A 12240-nucleotide genomic window follows, 5' to 3' on the forward strand; every position below is an offset into this window, starting at 1 on the left:
TAGCATCGAACCGTGCCGTCTCTGACCGACGTGGCCCGTAACCACACCACCCTGGACCAGGCCGACCTGGACCGCCTGCAGTTGCTCGTCTCCGACTGGCAGATGCTGGCCGACCTGTCGTTCGCCGACCTGGTGCTCTGGCTGCCCGACACCGAGGGCCTCGGCTTCTGGGCCGGGGCGCAGATGCGGCCCACCACCGGCCCGACGGCGTACCTGGACGACATCGTCGGCAGCTTCATCCCACGCGGCCGCCGGCACCTGCTGGACCAGGCGTACGACGGCGGCCGGATCTGCCGCGAGGGCGACCCGGAGTGGCGCGACGACGTGCCGGTCCGGGTCGAGACGATCCCGGTCCGGCGCGGCACCCGGGTGATCGCGGTGATCGCGCGGAACACCAACCTGCTCGGCGTCCGGACCCCGTCCCGGCTGGAGATCGCCTACCTGCAGAGCGCCACCGACCTGGCCCGAATGATCACCGACGGCGTCTTCCCGTACGGCGGGGAGCGGCTGCTCTCCACCACCCCACGCGTCGGCGACGGGTGCATCCGGGTCGATCGGCACGGGATGGTGACGTTCGCGAGCCCGAACGCGTTGTCGGCGTACCGGCGGATGGGACTGGTCACCGACCTGGTCGGCAGCCGGCTGAAGGACATCTCCGGCGAGCTGCTGCACAGCGGGCACAAGGTCGACGACGTGCTGGCGTCGGTGCTGACCGGGCGCGCGGCCAAGGAGCTCGAGATCGAGAACGCCGACGCGACGCTGTTCCTGCGCGCGATCCCGTTGCGCGCCGAGGGGCAGCACGTGGGGGCGCTGATCCTGCTCCGGGACGTGACGGAGCTGCGCAGCCGGGAGCGGGAGCTGGTCACCAAGGAGGCGACCATCCGGGAGATTCATCATCGCGTCAAGAACAACTTGCAGACCGTCGCGGCGTTACTGCGGATGCAGGGCCGGCGGATCACGGTGCCGGAGGCCCAGGCCGCGCTGGCCGAGGCGGTCCGCCGGGTCGGGTCGATCGCCATCGTGCACGAGACGCTGTCGGAGTCGTTCGACGAGCACGTCGACTTCGACGACGTCGCCGACCGGGTCGGCGCGATGGTGGCCGACGTGTCCACGGTCGCCACCTCGGTCGAGACCAAGCGGTCCGGGAGCTTCGGCGTGCTGGACTCCGAGATCGCGACCCCGCTGGCGATGGTGCTGACGGAGCTGATGCAGAACTCGGTGGAGCACGCTTTCCGGTCGCGTGACGGTGGTACGGCCAGCGGCACCATCGAGCTGTGGGCCGAGCGTTCGGTCGGCCGCCTGCACGTCACCGTGATCGACGACGGGCAAGGGCTGCCGGCGAACTTCGACTCGGAGCTGTCCGGGAACCTCGGCCTGTCCATCGTCCGCACCCTGGTGATCGGTGAGCTGGACGGGACTCTCGACTTCGGGCCCCGTCATGACGGGAAGTCCGGCGCTCAGGTCACCCTCGACCTTCCGGTCAAGGAGTAGCGCCGAAGCTTGCCGGGGAACTTGCAGGGGAAAGCGAAAGGCCCCGCGGGATTCTCCGCGGGGCCTCGAAGATCTTGCTCAGGCGGTGCGGATGCGGGCGCGAGCGTTGCGGCGCTTCAGAGCGCGGCGCTCGTCCTCACTCAGCCCACCCCAGACTCCGTGATCCTGGCCGGCTTCCAGCGCCCACGCGAGGCACTGCTCGCGCACGTCGCAGCGACGGCACACCTGCTTGGCCTCCTCGATCTGCATGATCGCGGGCCCGGTGTTGCCGATGGGGAAGAACAGTTCCGGGTCCTCATCGAGGCAAACGGCCCGGTGGCGCCAATCCATGGCGGATCCCATCTCTCTCAGTAGTTGTCATACGCTGTGAGCCTGGTCTGTGCCCAGTCAGCGCGGCTTTACTCGTAGTTCAGCTCGCACAGGGGGTTTCGAGGTGCGAGGGTGTTCGATCCAGGAACGTGTTGTGAACGTTTTCACGAACGAGACCATGTTCCCAATCTCGGCTGAGTGAAACAAGGGTTCTGGAGTTGTCGATCCGATCACAACACTTCCTTAACACTACGAACCGGTGCGCAGCCGTTCACCCCGTCCGGTAACCGGACAGAGACTCGTTCTTGCACTCACCCGTTCACTGCAAGTAACCGATCCAACGGCCTTTTGGTTACGCACGACCTCAGATCCCTGTGGGGCTGGGGTTCCCGCGAGGATTGGGCTCGCAGGAAGAGGGGGTGATCGTCCCTTGCGCCCGAACTACTCGAACGGCACGGGGCACTAAGCTGGCGAAGTGCCGACCGACCCCCCAGCTGCCGCCGTACCGAGACCGCTCAAGCTAGCCGCGGCTGTGGTGGCTGCGGAAGGGCTCGTGCTCGTCGTTCTCGGAATTGCCGAAGCATTAACGATCCAAGGCTCGCGGCTCTTCATGGGGCTGACCACCACCGCGTTCTTCATCCTGTACGGCGTGGGCCTCGGCCTGGTCGCCCGCGGCCTGTCGCGCGCGTCCACCTGGAGCCGCGGGCCGGCCGTGTTCGCGCAGCTGATCCAGATCCTGGTCGCGTACAGCTTCTGGGGCGGCGGCACCAAGCCGATCGCCGTCGCACTGGCCCTGGCGGCCCTCTTCGTCCTGGTCGCGATCTTCCGGAAGGCCTCCACCGAAGCCCTCGCGGACGACCCCACCAAGGACCGCCCGGTCCTGTAGCTATTCCTTGAGCAGGCCGGTTCTGAGCTCGGTGAGCGTGCGGGCCAGCAGGCGGGAGACGTGCATCTGGGAGATGCCGATCTCGTCGGCGATCTGGGACTGCGTCATGCCGCGGAAGAACCGCAGCGTCAGGATCCGCTTCTCCCGGGTGTCCAGCTGCGCCAGCAGCGGTTTGAGGGACTCCCGGTACTCCACGCTCTCCAGCGCCTCGTCCTCGCCGCCGAGGCCGTCCAGGACCGTCGTGGTGTCGGTCTCGTTCTGGTCCGGGGCGTCCAGGGACAGCGTGTTGTAAGCGTTCGCGGACTCCAGCCCCTCGATCACCAGGTCCGGTGAGAGGCCCAGCCGGTCGGACAGCTCGGCGACGGTCGGGGCCCGGCCCAGCTCCTGGGTCAGCTCGGCGGTCGCGGCGGTCAGGGAGAGCCGGAGCTCCTGCAGCCGCCGCGGCACCCGGATCGCCCAGCCCTTGTCCCGGAAGTACCGCTTGATCTCGCCCAGGATCGTCGGCGTCGCGTACGTCGAGAACTCCACGCCGCGATCGGAGTCGAACCGGTCGATCGCCTTGATCAGGCCGATGGTGGCCACCTGGACGAGGTCGTCGTACGGTTCGCCGCGGTTGCGGAAGCGGCGGGCCAGGTGCTCCACGAGCGGCATGTGCAGCGCGACCAGGCCGTCCCGGGCACCGCCGTACGCCGGGTCCCCCGGGCCGTCGGCGGCGGACATCGCCCGGAACAAGTCGGCCGTCCGCGTACGCAGATCTGGAGAGTCCTGAGCTTCGCCCAGGGTCATGTCCTCGGTCACGCCTCCGCCTCGCTGGCGCTCGGCTCCAGCGTGACCGACAACGGTGCTCTGCTCATCGTTCGCTCGCTGCGCTCGCTCACAGGGTCTCCGTGGCCGTGGCGGTCGCCGTCACGGTGATGGTGAGCCGTCCGTCGATCGTCTCGGCGGCCGCGGACTCGACCAGCGCGGTCAGCACGGTCCAGCCGAACGACGAGGTGTCGGGACGCCAGCCGTTGGGCACGACGGCGCTGGTGCGCACCGTCAGCTGCGGCGGGTCGATCTCGAACACGCAGTCCAGCACGCCGTCGGACGCCTGCGGCAGCAGCAGCGCGCACGCCTCGTCGACGGCGATCCGCAGGTCGTCGATCGCGTCCACGGTGAAGTCGTTACGGGCCGCCAGGTTGCCCACCACCGACCGCGGTACGGCGATGTACGCACTGTCCGCCGGAATACTCAGACGGACCTCGGCGGATCGTCCCCTGCTGCCCACACTGCCTCCCTCGAGTCCGGCGGGCGATCGTCCCACCACGCCGTACATCTTCCACTCTCACACGCCGCAATGCACGGCGAAGGCCCGGCCTTGTGGACAAGACCGGGCCTCCGCGGCGAACGAACGTCAGCTGGTCGGCTCGACGTGGGTCGGGTCGAGCACGCGGCGCAGGAACGTACGGGTGCGCTCGTGCTTGGGGTTGCCGATCACGTCGGCCGGCGGGCCCTGCTCGACGATGACACCGCCGTCCATGAAGACGACGCGGTCGGCGACCTCGCGGGCGAACGCCATCTCGTGGGTGACCACGAGCATCGTCATCCCGTCCAGTGCCAGCTTGCGCATGACCGTGAGCACGTCGCCGACGAGCTCCGGGTCGAGCGCCGAGGTCGGCTCGTCGAACAGCATCAGCGCCGGGTCCATCGACAGTGCCCGGGCGATCGCCACCCGCTGCTGCTGACCGCCGGACAGCTGCGCCGGGTACGCCAGCACCTTCTCGCTCAGGCCGACCCGCTCCAGGTTGGCCCGGGCGATCTTGTCCGCCTCGGCCGGCTTGCGTTTCAGCACGGTGGTCTGGGCGATCGTGCAGTTGGCCAGCGCGTTCAGGTGCGGGAACAGGTTGAACTGCTGGAACACCATCCCGATCTGCTGCCGGGCGGCGTCCAGGTGGCAGTCCGGATCGGTGATGTCGTCACCGCGCACGAACACCTGCCCCTCCTGCGGCTGCTCGAGCAGGTTGACGCAGCGCAGCAGGGTCGACTTGCCCGAGCCGGACGGGCCGATGACGCAGACCACCTCGCCCTGCTCGACGGTGAAGTCGATTCCGCGCAGGACGTGGTTGCTGCCGAAGGACTTGTGCAGGTTCTTGATCTCGACCAGTGCCATCAGCGGCTCCTCGCAGCGCGCGCCTCGAGCCGGCGGACCAGGATGCCCAGCGGCAGCGTGATGATCAGGTAGCAGAAGCCGGCGGTGACGAGCGGGGTCAGGTTCGAGTAGGTGTTGGCCAGGTCCCGGCCGAAGCCGGTCAGCTCGTACCCTTCCGCCGAGACGCCGATGATGAAGACCAGCGAGGAGTCCTTGACCAGCAGGATCAGGTCGTTCGTCAGCGGTGGCAGCACGATCCGGAACGCCTGCGGCAGCACGATCTTCCGGGTCGCCAGCCCGGCCGGCATGCCGAGCGAGCGGGCCGCCTCGATCTGTCCCTTCGGAACCGCCTGGATGCCGGCCCGGATCACCTCGGCCATGTAGGCCGAGGCGACGATGCCGAGCGCCAGCCAGACGACGCCGTACGGATCGAAGGGGATGGTCAGGCCCTCGAACGCCAGCGGCAGCAGGCTGAAGGCGATGAACACCACGATGGCCGGCAGGCCACGGAAGAACTCGATGTACGCCGTCGCGAGCCACCGGTACGGGCCGACGCTGCTGAGCCGCATCAGCGCCAGCACGGTGCCGCCGACCAGGCCGATGACGAAGGCGCCGGCGGTGTACTCCAGCGTCTTGACCAGGGCCTGGAGCAGGCCGTCCTCGAACGCCGCCTTGATGTACTCCGGCTTGAAGAAGACCTCGGCGATCTGGCCCCAGTCGGCCGTGAACACGGCGACCACGACCAGGCCGACGAGGACCGCGTACTGGATCCCGCGCGAGCGCCGAGCCCGCTGCCGCGGGCTCAGCCCCTTCCGCTCAACGGCTTCGGTCGACGTGCTCACTTCTTCGGCTCAACCCCGAACCACTTCTTGTAGATCTCGTTGTACTGGCCGTCCGACTTGGCCTTGGCCAGCAGCTCGTTGAACTTGGCCACCAGCTTCGGGCCGCTGCCGTCCTTGAGGGCGGCGAAGCCGTACTGCTCACCGGTGTTGAACTCGGTCGCGATCTCCATGTCCGGGTTCGCCTTGACGAAGTCGTAGAGCACGCCGTTGTCGTTGATGGCGGCGTCGACCCGGCCGGACTTGACGTTGTTGGTCTGCAGCGCCAGGTCGTTGAACGGGATCACCGTGTAGCCGTTGGCCGCGGCGTTGTCGTCGGCGTACTTCTTGCCGGTGGTGTCCGCCTGGGCGCCGATCTTCTTGCCCTTCAGGTCCGCCAGGCTCTTGATGCCGGAGTCCTTCTTGACCATCAGCACCTGGGTGGCGTCCATGTACGGCTCGGTGATGCTGATCGCGGCCTGCCGCTCCGGTGTGATCGTCATCGCGCCCATGCCCATGTCGCACTTCTTGGCCGCGAAGGCGGCGCCGGAGGTGACCTGGGCCCACTCGATGTTGACGACCTCCTGCTCCAGGCCGAGGTCCTTGGCGACCAGGTCGAGGAGATCCACGTCGAAGCCGACGACGTCTGCGCCGTCCTTGTACTGGAACGGCTTGTACGGCAGGTGGGTGCAGACCATCAGCTTGCCGGACTTCACCAGGGTGATGCCGGCCGCGGCGGCCTTGTCCTCGGTTCCACCGCTGCTCCCCGAGCCCGAGTCGTCACTGCCGCAGGCTGAGAGGGTGAGCGCGAGCACTGCGGCCGCGGCGACGACGGTGCGGGCGCGGCTCTTGCGGAGGGTGGAGACGATGTTCATCGCTGTTACTCCTCGACACTGGAACTTGTATTCCGTCCCGCACGGTAACCGGGTCGGATGCCGCATCCTGACACAGCAACCAGCCGGGTGGCGGCAGCAGACTCCGGCCGATACCTCATCGTCACCCTGTTGGGGCTGTTCGGAACCCTGTGGGGACCCTCACAGAGCAGACCAGTGCGGTGTGTGGTTTACTCGGTGCGACGGGTGACCCCCTGGCCACGGCGTTGTTCGACGCACCCACTGACCGAACCGCCCACTCACTGTAATCGACCGCCATCTCGCTGTTACGAAGGGTCCCCGCATGGTCGCCCAGCCGCATCCGTCCGTTTCCACGCCGCTTCCCGAGTCCGACCAGTACGCCGGTGACGCAGTCTTCGAGCTGCACCGCGGCGGCAAGATCGAGGTCACCTCGTCGGTGCACGTCCGCGACGCCGCCGACCTGTCCAAGGCCTACACGCCGGGGGTCGCCCGGGTCTGCACCGCGATCGCCGAGGACCCGTCGCTGGTCCGGCGCTACACCTGGAAGTCCAACGTGGTCGCGGTCGTCACCGACGGCACCGCCGTACTCGGGCTCGGCGACATCGGCCCGGCCGCGTCGCTGCCGGTGATGGAGGGCAAAGCCCTGCTGTTCAAGGAGTTCGGCGGTGTCGACTCGGTGCCGATCGCGCTCGACTGCACCGACGTGGACGAGTTCGTCGAGACCGTGGCCCGGCTGGCCCCGACGTTCGGCGGGATCAACCTGGAGGACATCTCGGCGCCGCGCTGCTTCGAGATCGAGCGTCGGCTCAAGGAGCGGCTCGACATTCCGGTGTTCCACGACGACCAGCACGGTACGGCGGTCGTCGTACTGGCCGCGCTGCGGAACGCGCTCCGGGTCACCGGGAAGTCGATCGAGGACATCCGCGTGGTCATCTCCGGAGCCGGTGCGGCCGGGGTCGCGTGTGCGCGGATCCTGCTGCAGGCCGGCGTCGGCGACCTGGCCGTTGTCGACAGCAAGGGTGTGCTGCACGAGGACCGCCCGGACCTGAACCCGGTGAAGCTCTCGCTGGCCCGGGACACCAACACCGGTGGGCTTTCCGGCCGGCTCGTCGACGCGCTGGACGGCGCCGACGTGTTCCTCGGGGTGTCCGGCGGGACGGTGCCCGAGGAGGCGATCGCGCGGATGGCCGACGGGTCGATGATCTTCGCGCTGGCGAACCCGAACCCGGAGGTGCACCCGGACATCGCGCACCGGCACGCCGCCGTGGTCGCGACCGGCCGCTCCGACTTCCCGAACCAGATCAACAACGTGCTCGCGTTTCCCGGCATCTTCCGCGGCGCATTCGACGCGAACGCCTCCCGGATCACCGAGGGCATGAAGCTCGCCGCCGCCGACGCCCTCGCCAACCTGATCGCCGAGGACGACCTCCGCCCCGACTACATCATCCCGTCCCCCTTCGACCCCCGCGTCGCCCCAGCAGTAGCCGCCGCGGTCGCCACCGCCGCCGCAACGGACGGCGTCGCCCGCACCTGACCCGTGGTGAATTCGGTAACTGACTTGGGGTGGGGCAGCGCGTAGGTTGGGTCGCATGCTTGCTGCCTACGCCGCCAAGTTCGACGCCGACGACCCGATCGCTGCGCTGGAGGTGGGGGAGCGGCCCGACCCGACCGTGCCCGAGGGATGGGTGACGATCGACGTCCGGGCCACCGCTCTCAACCACCACGACCTGTGGTCGCTGAAGGGGGTGGGGCTGGCCGAGAAGAGCCTGCCGATGATCCTCGGCTGCGATGCGGCCGGGATCGACCCGGACGGCAACGAGGTCGTCGTGCACGCGGTGATCTCGGACCCGGCGTGGAAGGGCGACGAGACGCTCGACCCGAAGCGGTCGCTGCTCAGCGAGCGCTATCAGGGGACGCTGGCCGAGAAGGTCGCCGTACCCGCGCACAACGTGGTGCCGAAGCCGGCCGGGCTGAGCTTCGAGCAGGCCGCATGCCTGCCGACGGCGTGGCTGACGGCGTACCGGATGCTGTTCACGCAGTCCGGGCTCAAGCCGGGCGACACCGTGCTGGTGCAGGGCGCCGGCGGTGGTGTGGCGACCGCGCTGATCACGCTGGCCCGCGCCGCCGGGATCCGCGTCTGGGCGACCAGCCGGGACGAGGGGAAGCGCGCGCGGGCGCTGGAGATCGGCGCGCACGACGCGTTCGAGTCCGGGGCCCGGCTGCCGGAGCGGGTGGACGCGGTGATGGAGACGGTCGGCCAGGCGACCTGGTCGCACTCGCTGAAGTCGCTGAAGCAGGGCGGCACCGTGGTGATCTCCGGTGCGACCAGCGGCCAGGCGCCGAAGTCGGCCGAGCTGAACCGGATCTTCTTCCTCCAGTTGCGCGTTCAGGGCTCGACGATGGGCACCCGGACCGAGCTCGCTGAGCTCGTCCAGTTCATGGCGAACGCCGGCATCTCGCCGCACATCGACTCGGTGCTCCCGCTGGCCGACGCCCGCAAGGGCTTCGCCAAGATGAATGAGGGCGACGTGTTCGGGAAGATCGTCTTTACTGTTTGAGTGCAACCGGAGATTCGCCGCGCGACGACCGACGATGCCGAGGCTGCGGCCTGGTGTCACCTGCTCTGCTGGCGCGAGGCGTACGACGGCCTGGTGGACCCTGGCGTACTCGCGGAGCGGACCAGCGACATCGACCGCCGGATCGAACGCTGGTCGCACGCGCTCGGCGAGGGCTGGATCCGATGGGTCGCGATCGATCCGGATCCGGCCGCCGGGGTCGAGGACCGGGTGATCGGCTTCTCGGCGGCCGGCCCGGCCCGGGACGACGACGCGCCCACGCCGCTCGAGCTGTTCGCGATCTACGTCCGCAAGTCCTGGTGGAGCACCGGCTTGGGCGCCCGGCTGCTGGAGGTTGCCATCAGCAAAGAACCGGCCACCCTGTGGGTGCTGGAGGGCAACGAGCGGGCGCGGGCCTTCTACCGCCGGCAAGGCTTCCGCGAGGACGGCACCCGCGTCGACGAGCCGTTCTTCGGCGTCCCGGAGATCCGGATGGTGCGCACCTAGGCCGTGCCTGGTGCCACCGGCACTTTTGTGCCGGATGACGTTTCACGCCGGAAACATTCGCGTCGCACCGGGGCAACGCGACTGGCTCACTCTGTTCCTACCGCAGCACGTTTCGATCCGCCCGATCGATGAGGAGCAGGAGTGCCCATGAGGCCGACCTTGACGGTGATCGCCGACCCCGCCGACCGCTGGATGACCAAAGCCGCGTGCGTCGGCCAGGCCCCGTCGTACGACGAGACCGCCAGCCAGTGGGAGCAGCGCAAGGCCCAGGCCGTGTGCCTGACGTCGTGCCCGGTGATCGAGGAGTGCCGCGAGTGGGCCCGCCGCACCAAGTTCACCGGCACCGCGGCCGGCGAGAAGTTCCTCTACGGTCGCCGCCGCGGCCGCCCGGGCCCCCAGGAGCGCCGCCGCCCCATCGTCGAGGAGCAGCAGGCCAGCTGAACCTCAGACCCCGACAAGCTCGTCGGCGCGCTTCGCGTCGGCGGGCTTTTCCGTACGGCGGAACGGGGAGGTCAGCGTCGGCAGCAGCTCGCGCCGGTTCCGCGTGAAGGCAACGATCGCCAGTACGAGGTAAATCCCGCTCAGCACGTACCGCCCGGTCTGACCAGGTACGGCGAACTGCACCGCGAACAACCCGAGCAGCGTCCAGGCCGCCCACCGCGGGAACCGAAGGCTCAGCAGTACGGCGAGACCCAGTAACGTCTGCGTCGCGGTGAGCAGGAACTCCTCGACCTGCCGTCCGTCCAGGTGCAGCGCCGTCGACCCGCCGCCGATCCCGTAGGCGACCGGCAGGCTGCCGATCAGCAGGGTCCACTGGTTCACCTTGGCCGAGATGAGCAGGCCGAGCGCGGCAGCTCCCTTCCCTCGCCAGGCGAACAGCAGCGCCACGATGAACTCCGGCGCCTCCGAGGCCAGTGGAGCCAGCCACTGCACCAGCAGGAACTGGTCGATCCCCAGCGCGTGCCCGCTCTCGACCAGCGAGTCCGCGAACGGCTCCGCGGCCGCCAGGATCACGCCCGCCGAGGCGAGGAACATCCCGATCACGGTGATCCGGCGCTGCACGGTCGGCAGCCCGCCGATCGTGGCCGCCGGGCCGATCAGGTCCGGCTCGTCGTCGTGCCCGGAGACCGCGGCGCGGTAGAGGTAGTAGGCGAAGAACGCGAGCAGCAGGATGCCGAGCACCAGATGGATCTCGCCGGTCACCGGGATCACGAAGGCGACCACCGCGGCGATCGCGAGGAAGCCGAGCTCGCGGCGGTAACCGGAGTCGAGGACGAGGGTCTTGACCGTACGGCCGCTGCGGCGCGAGGCGACGTACAAGCTGATCAGGACGACGCTCGACCAGCCGAGGCCGAGGAGCAGTCGGTTCGACCCGGTCATGTTCGCCGCGGCGTACTGCACGTATTCGGGGTTGGTGCCGGCCGTGTGCGCGAAGTAGAGGTCCACGGCGTACTCCGGGAGAACCGCGATCACCGCCAGTAGCGCGATGGCCAGGCCGCCGGAGATGTCCACCTCCGCCGCCTCGGCCGCCCACGCCAGCACGAAGGACGCGGCGACCACGGCCAGGCCGAAGACGAACAGCGACGCCAGGGCCGGCGGGTGCGTGCCGGTGAGCCGGAGGGCGACCGCTGGGATCGCCACTGCGAGCAGCATCAGCACGGGGCGGAGGGCTCGGAACATGGTTCCAGCCTGACATCGTTTTGATACTTTCGCAATTGCGAAAGTATGAGACCGTCATCACGACGGCCTGCCGCGCTCCCGCCTGACCGCTCCAGCGGTCACAATGACTGCGCGATGACGACTCCGTTCCCCGAACCCACGAAGGCCCAGCTGGAATCCGCCGCCGGCACCTTCGCCATGCTGTCCGCCCCGGTGCGGCTGCATCTGGTCTCACTGGCGGCCCAGGGCGAGTACGACGTCGGCACACTGGCGGACCGGGCCGGCGTCAGCATCGCCACCGCCAGCCAGCACCTGGGCAAGCTCCGGCTGGCCGGCATCATCACGGCCCGCCGCGAGGGCCGGCGGCACATCTACACCGTCGACGACCCGCACGTCCTCAATCTGGTCGACCAGATCTTCGAACACATCGCCCCCGACGGCTCCCTCGCCCCCGACCCACCCCGCCGAACCCGCCCACCCCACACGGACTAGAGCACGTGGCGTAGATACCGAGCCGGCGCATCCAGGTACGCGCGCCAGTTCGATTCAGTACGCCGACCACGGCAAGACTGCTCGAGAACGAGAGCACCGGCTCCGGCCGGGCGCCGGGGTTCTGCTCGAGGTAGGTGTAGAACCCGTGCATCGTCTCGGCCCGCAGGAAGAACCCGGCCCGCTTGCCCCCGACCCCGTGCCGTTCTCGCCGACGAGGAACGTGACGCCAGGATCCAGGTCCAGGCCGTTGGTGAGGAGTTGGCGTACTGCCGGGATGGTGTGCGGCCAGTGCCTGGACGCGCGAATGCCCTCCGCCGCGGCAACCCGTCGTACGGGCTGACTGGCGAAGGGCATTCGCTCAGACTAGTCGTCTTCGTCGTCGAGGCGGGCTAGCCAGGTGGCGAAGCGTTCTATGGGGGTTTCGAAGTCGGGGTTCAGGTCGACGAACTCGCGGAGGCGTTCGGCCACCCAGGCCAGCGTGACGTCTTCCTCGCCGCGCCGGCCCTCGAGCTCCTCGATCCCTCGATCGGTGAAGTACACG

Annotated in this window: 15 protein-coding genes; 7 read left to right on the plus strand and 8 right to left on the minus strand. The window is 68.9% G+C overall.

The features are described 5' to 3' along the window. Nucleotides 1-12 precede the first annotated feature (12 nt). Nucleotides 13-1491, plus strand: coding sequence for a histidine kinase N-terminal domain-containing protein (locus AB0H36_RS33250; RefSeq protein WP_360532749.1), 1479 nt, complete (start codon nucleotides 13-15; stop codon nucleotides 1489-1491). A gap of 78 nt (nucleotides 1492-1569) precedes the next feature. Here the strand turns inward: AB0H36_RS33250 and AB0H36_RS33255 are convergent, their stop codons facing one another. Continuing rightward, nucleotides 1570-1821 (minus strand): WhiB family transcriptional regulator, encoded by a 252-nt coding sequence (locus tag AB0H36_RS33255; protein WP_012922773.1) that lies wholly within the window; start codon nucleotides 1819-1821, stop codon nucleotides 1570-1572. A gap of 589 nt (nucleotides 1822-2410) precedes the next feature. Here AB0H36_RS33255 and AB0H36_RS33260 point away from each other — a divergent pair. After that, on the plus strand, nucleotides 2411-2686 hold the full coding sequence (locus AB0H36_RS33260) for a hypothetical protein (RefSeq protein ID WP_360532752.1): 276 nt from the start codon (nucleotides 2411-2413) through the stop codon (nucleotides 2684-2686). Here the strand turns inward: AB0H36_RS33260 and AB0H36_RS33265 are convergent, their stop codons facing one another. From AB0H36_RS33265 to AB0H36_RS33285, 5 genes are all read right to left on the minus strand, one after another. After that, nucleotides 2687-3484, minus strand: a complete 798-nt coding sequence (locus tag AB0H36_RS33265; RefSeq protein ID WP_360532755.1) for an RNA polymerase sigma factor SigF — start codon at nucleotides 3482-3484, stop codon at nucleotides 2687-2689. It abuts the gene before it with no gap. 76 nt (nucleotides 3485-3560) lie between these two features. After that, on the minus strand, nucleotides 3561-3953 hold the full coding sequence (locus tag AB0H36_RS33270) for an anti-sigma regulatory factor (RefSeq protein ID WP_360532758.1): 393 nt from the start codon (nucleotides 3951-3953) through the stop codon (nucleotides 3561-3563). A 126-nt stretch (nucleotides 3954-4079) separates the two neighbouring features. Then, a complete protein-coding gene (locus AB0H36_RS33275) occupies nucleotides 4080-4835 on the minus strand; it encodes an amino acid ABC transporter ATP-binding protein (protein WP_360532761.1) in 756 nt (251 codons plus the stop codon). Further along, entirely contained in the window at nucleotides 4835-5656 is an 822-nt protein-coding gene (locus AB0H36_RS33280) for an amino acid ABC transporter permease (protein ID WP_360532764.1), read from the minus strand. Before AB0H36_RS33280 ends, AB0H36_RS33275 begins: the two co-directional genes overlap by 1 nt. Continuing rightward, nucleotides 5653-6507 (minus strand): ABC transporter substrate-binding protein, encoded by an 855-nt coding sequence (locus AB0H36_RS33285; protein WP_360532767.1) that lies wholly within the window; start codon nucleotides 6505-6507, stop codon nucleotides 5653-5655. The genes AB0H36_RS33280 and AB0H36_RS33285 overlap by 4 nt, the downstream gene beginning before the upstream one ends. A 301-nt stretch (nucleotides 6508-6808) precedes the next feature. On the opposite strand from AB0H36_RS33285, the gene AB0H36_RS33290 reads away from it, so the two are divergent. The 4 genes from AB0H36_RS33290 to AB0H36_RS33305 all read left to right on the plus strand — a co-directional run bounded on the left by AB0H36_RS33290 (nucleotide 6809) and on the right by AB0H36_RS33305 (nucleotide 9989). Then, on the plus strand, nucleotides 6809-8020 hold the full coding sequence (locus AB0H36_RS33290; RefSeq protein WP_360532770.1) for an NADP-dependent malic enzyme: 1212 nt from the start codon (nucleotides 6809-6811) through the stop codon (nucleotides 8018-8020). A gap of 55 nt (nucleotides 8021-8075) precedes the next feature. Further along, complete coding sequence (locus tag AB0H36_RS33295) at nucleotides 8076-9044, plus strand: zinc-binding dehydrogenase (RefSeq protein ID WP_360532773.1); 969 nt, start codon at nucleotides 8076-8078, stop codon at nucleotides 9042-9044. Further along, nucleotides 9045-9548 (plus strand): GNAT family N-acetyltransferase, encoded by a 504-nt coding sequence (locus AB0H36_RS33300; RefSeq protein ID WP_360532776.1) that lies wholly within the window; start codon nucleotides 9045-9047, stop codon nucleotides 9546-9548. A gap of 147 nt (nucleotides 9549-9695) precedes the next feature. Continuing rightward, complete coding sequence (locus AB0H36_RS33305) at nucleotides 9696-9989, plus strand: WhiB family transcriptional regulator (RefSeq protein ID WP_360532779.1); 294 nt, start codon at nucleotides 9696-9698, stop codon at nucleotides 9987-9989. A gap of 3 nt (nucleotides 9990-9992) precedes the next feature. On the opposite strand, the gene AB0H36_RS33310 is transcribed toward AB0H36_RS33305, so the two are convergent. Further along, nucleotides 9993-11228, minus strand: a complete 1236-nt coding sequence (locus AB0H36_RS33310) for a sodium:proton exchanger (RefSeq protein WP_360532782.1) — start codon at nucleotides 11226-11228, stop codon at nucleotides 9993-9995. 114 nt (nucleotides 11229-11342) lie between these two features. Here AB0H36_RS33310 and AB0H36_RS33315 point away from each other — a divergent pair, with 114 nt between their 5' ends. Beyond that, entirely contained in the window at nucleotides 11343-11699 is a 357-nt protein-coding gene (locus tag AB0H36_RS33315; RefSeq protein ID WP_360532785.1) for a metalloregulator ArsR/SmtB family transcription factor, read from the plus strand. A gap of 363 nt (nucleotides 11700-12062) precedes the next feature. Here AB0H36_RS33315 and AB0H36_RS33320 read toward each other — a convergent pair whose 3' ends face one another. Next, nucleotides 12063-12239, minus strand: coding sequence for a DUF6104 family protein (locus AB0H36_RS33320; RefSeq protein WP_360365326.1), 177 nt, complete (start codon nucleotides 12237-12239; stop codon nucleotides 12063-12065). Between the last annotated feature and the right edge of the window lies 1 nt (nucleotide 12240).

Origin of the sequence: Kribbella sp. NPDC050820, from assembly GCF_040653975.1 — a bacterium.
GTDB lineage: Bacteria > Actinomycetota > Actinomycetes > Propionibacteriales > Kribbellaceae > Kribbella.

What these genes read in the sequence shown, in the direction of transcription:
- AB0H36_RS33255 (WP_012922773.1), bottom strand. Translation starts at nt 1,821, where the DNA reads ATGGATTGGCGCCACCGGGCCGTTTGCCTCGATGAGGACCCGGAACTG.
- AB0H36_RS33260 (WP_360532752.1), top strand. Translation starts at nt 2,411, where the DNA reads ATGGGGCTGACCACCACCGCGTTCTTCATCCTGTACGGCGTGGGCCTC.
- AB0H36_RS33275 (WP_360532761.1), bottom strand. Translation starts at nt 4,835, where the DNA reads ATGGCACTGGTCGAGATCAAGAACCTGCACAAGTCCTTCGGCAGCAAC.
- AB0H36_RS33285 (WP_360532767.1), bottom strand. Translation starts at nt 6,507, where the DNA reads ATGAACATCGTCTCCACCCTCCGCAAGAGCCGCGCCCGCACCGTCGTC.
- AB0H36_RS33290 (WP_360532770.1), top strand. Translation starts at nt 6,809, where the DNA reads ATGGTCGCCCAGCCGCATCCGTCCGTTTCCACGCCGCTTCCCGAGTCC.
- AB0H36_RS33295 (WP_360532773.1), top strand. Translation starts at nt 8,076, where the DNA reads ATGCTTGCTGCCTACGCCGCCAAGTTCGACGCCGACGACCCGATCGCT.
- AB0H36_RS33305 (WP_360532779.1), top strand. Translation starts at nt 9,696, where the DNA reads ATGAGGCCGACCTTGACGGTGATCGCCGACCCCGCCGACCGCTGGATG.
- AB0H36_RS33310 (WP_360532782.1), bottom strand. Translation starts at nt 11,228, where the DNA reads ATGTTCCGAGCCCTCCGCCCCGTGCTGATGCTGCTCGCAGTGGCGATC.
- AB0H36_RS33315 (WP_360532785.1), top strand. Translation starts at nt 11,343, where the DNA reads ATGACGACTCCGTTCCCCGAACCCACGAAGGCCCAGCTGGAATCCGCC.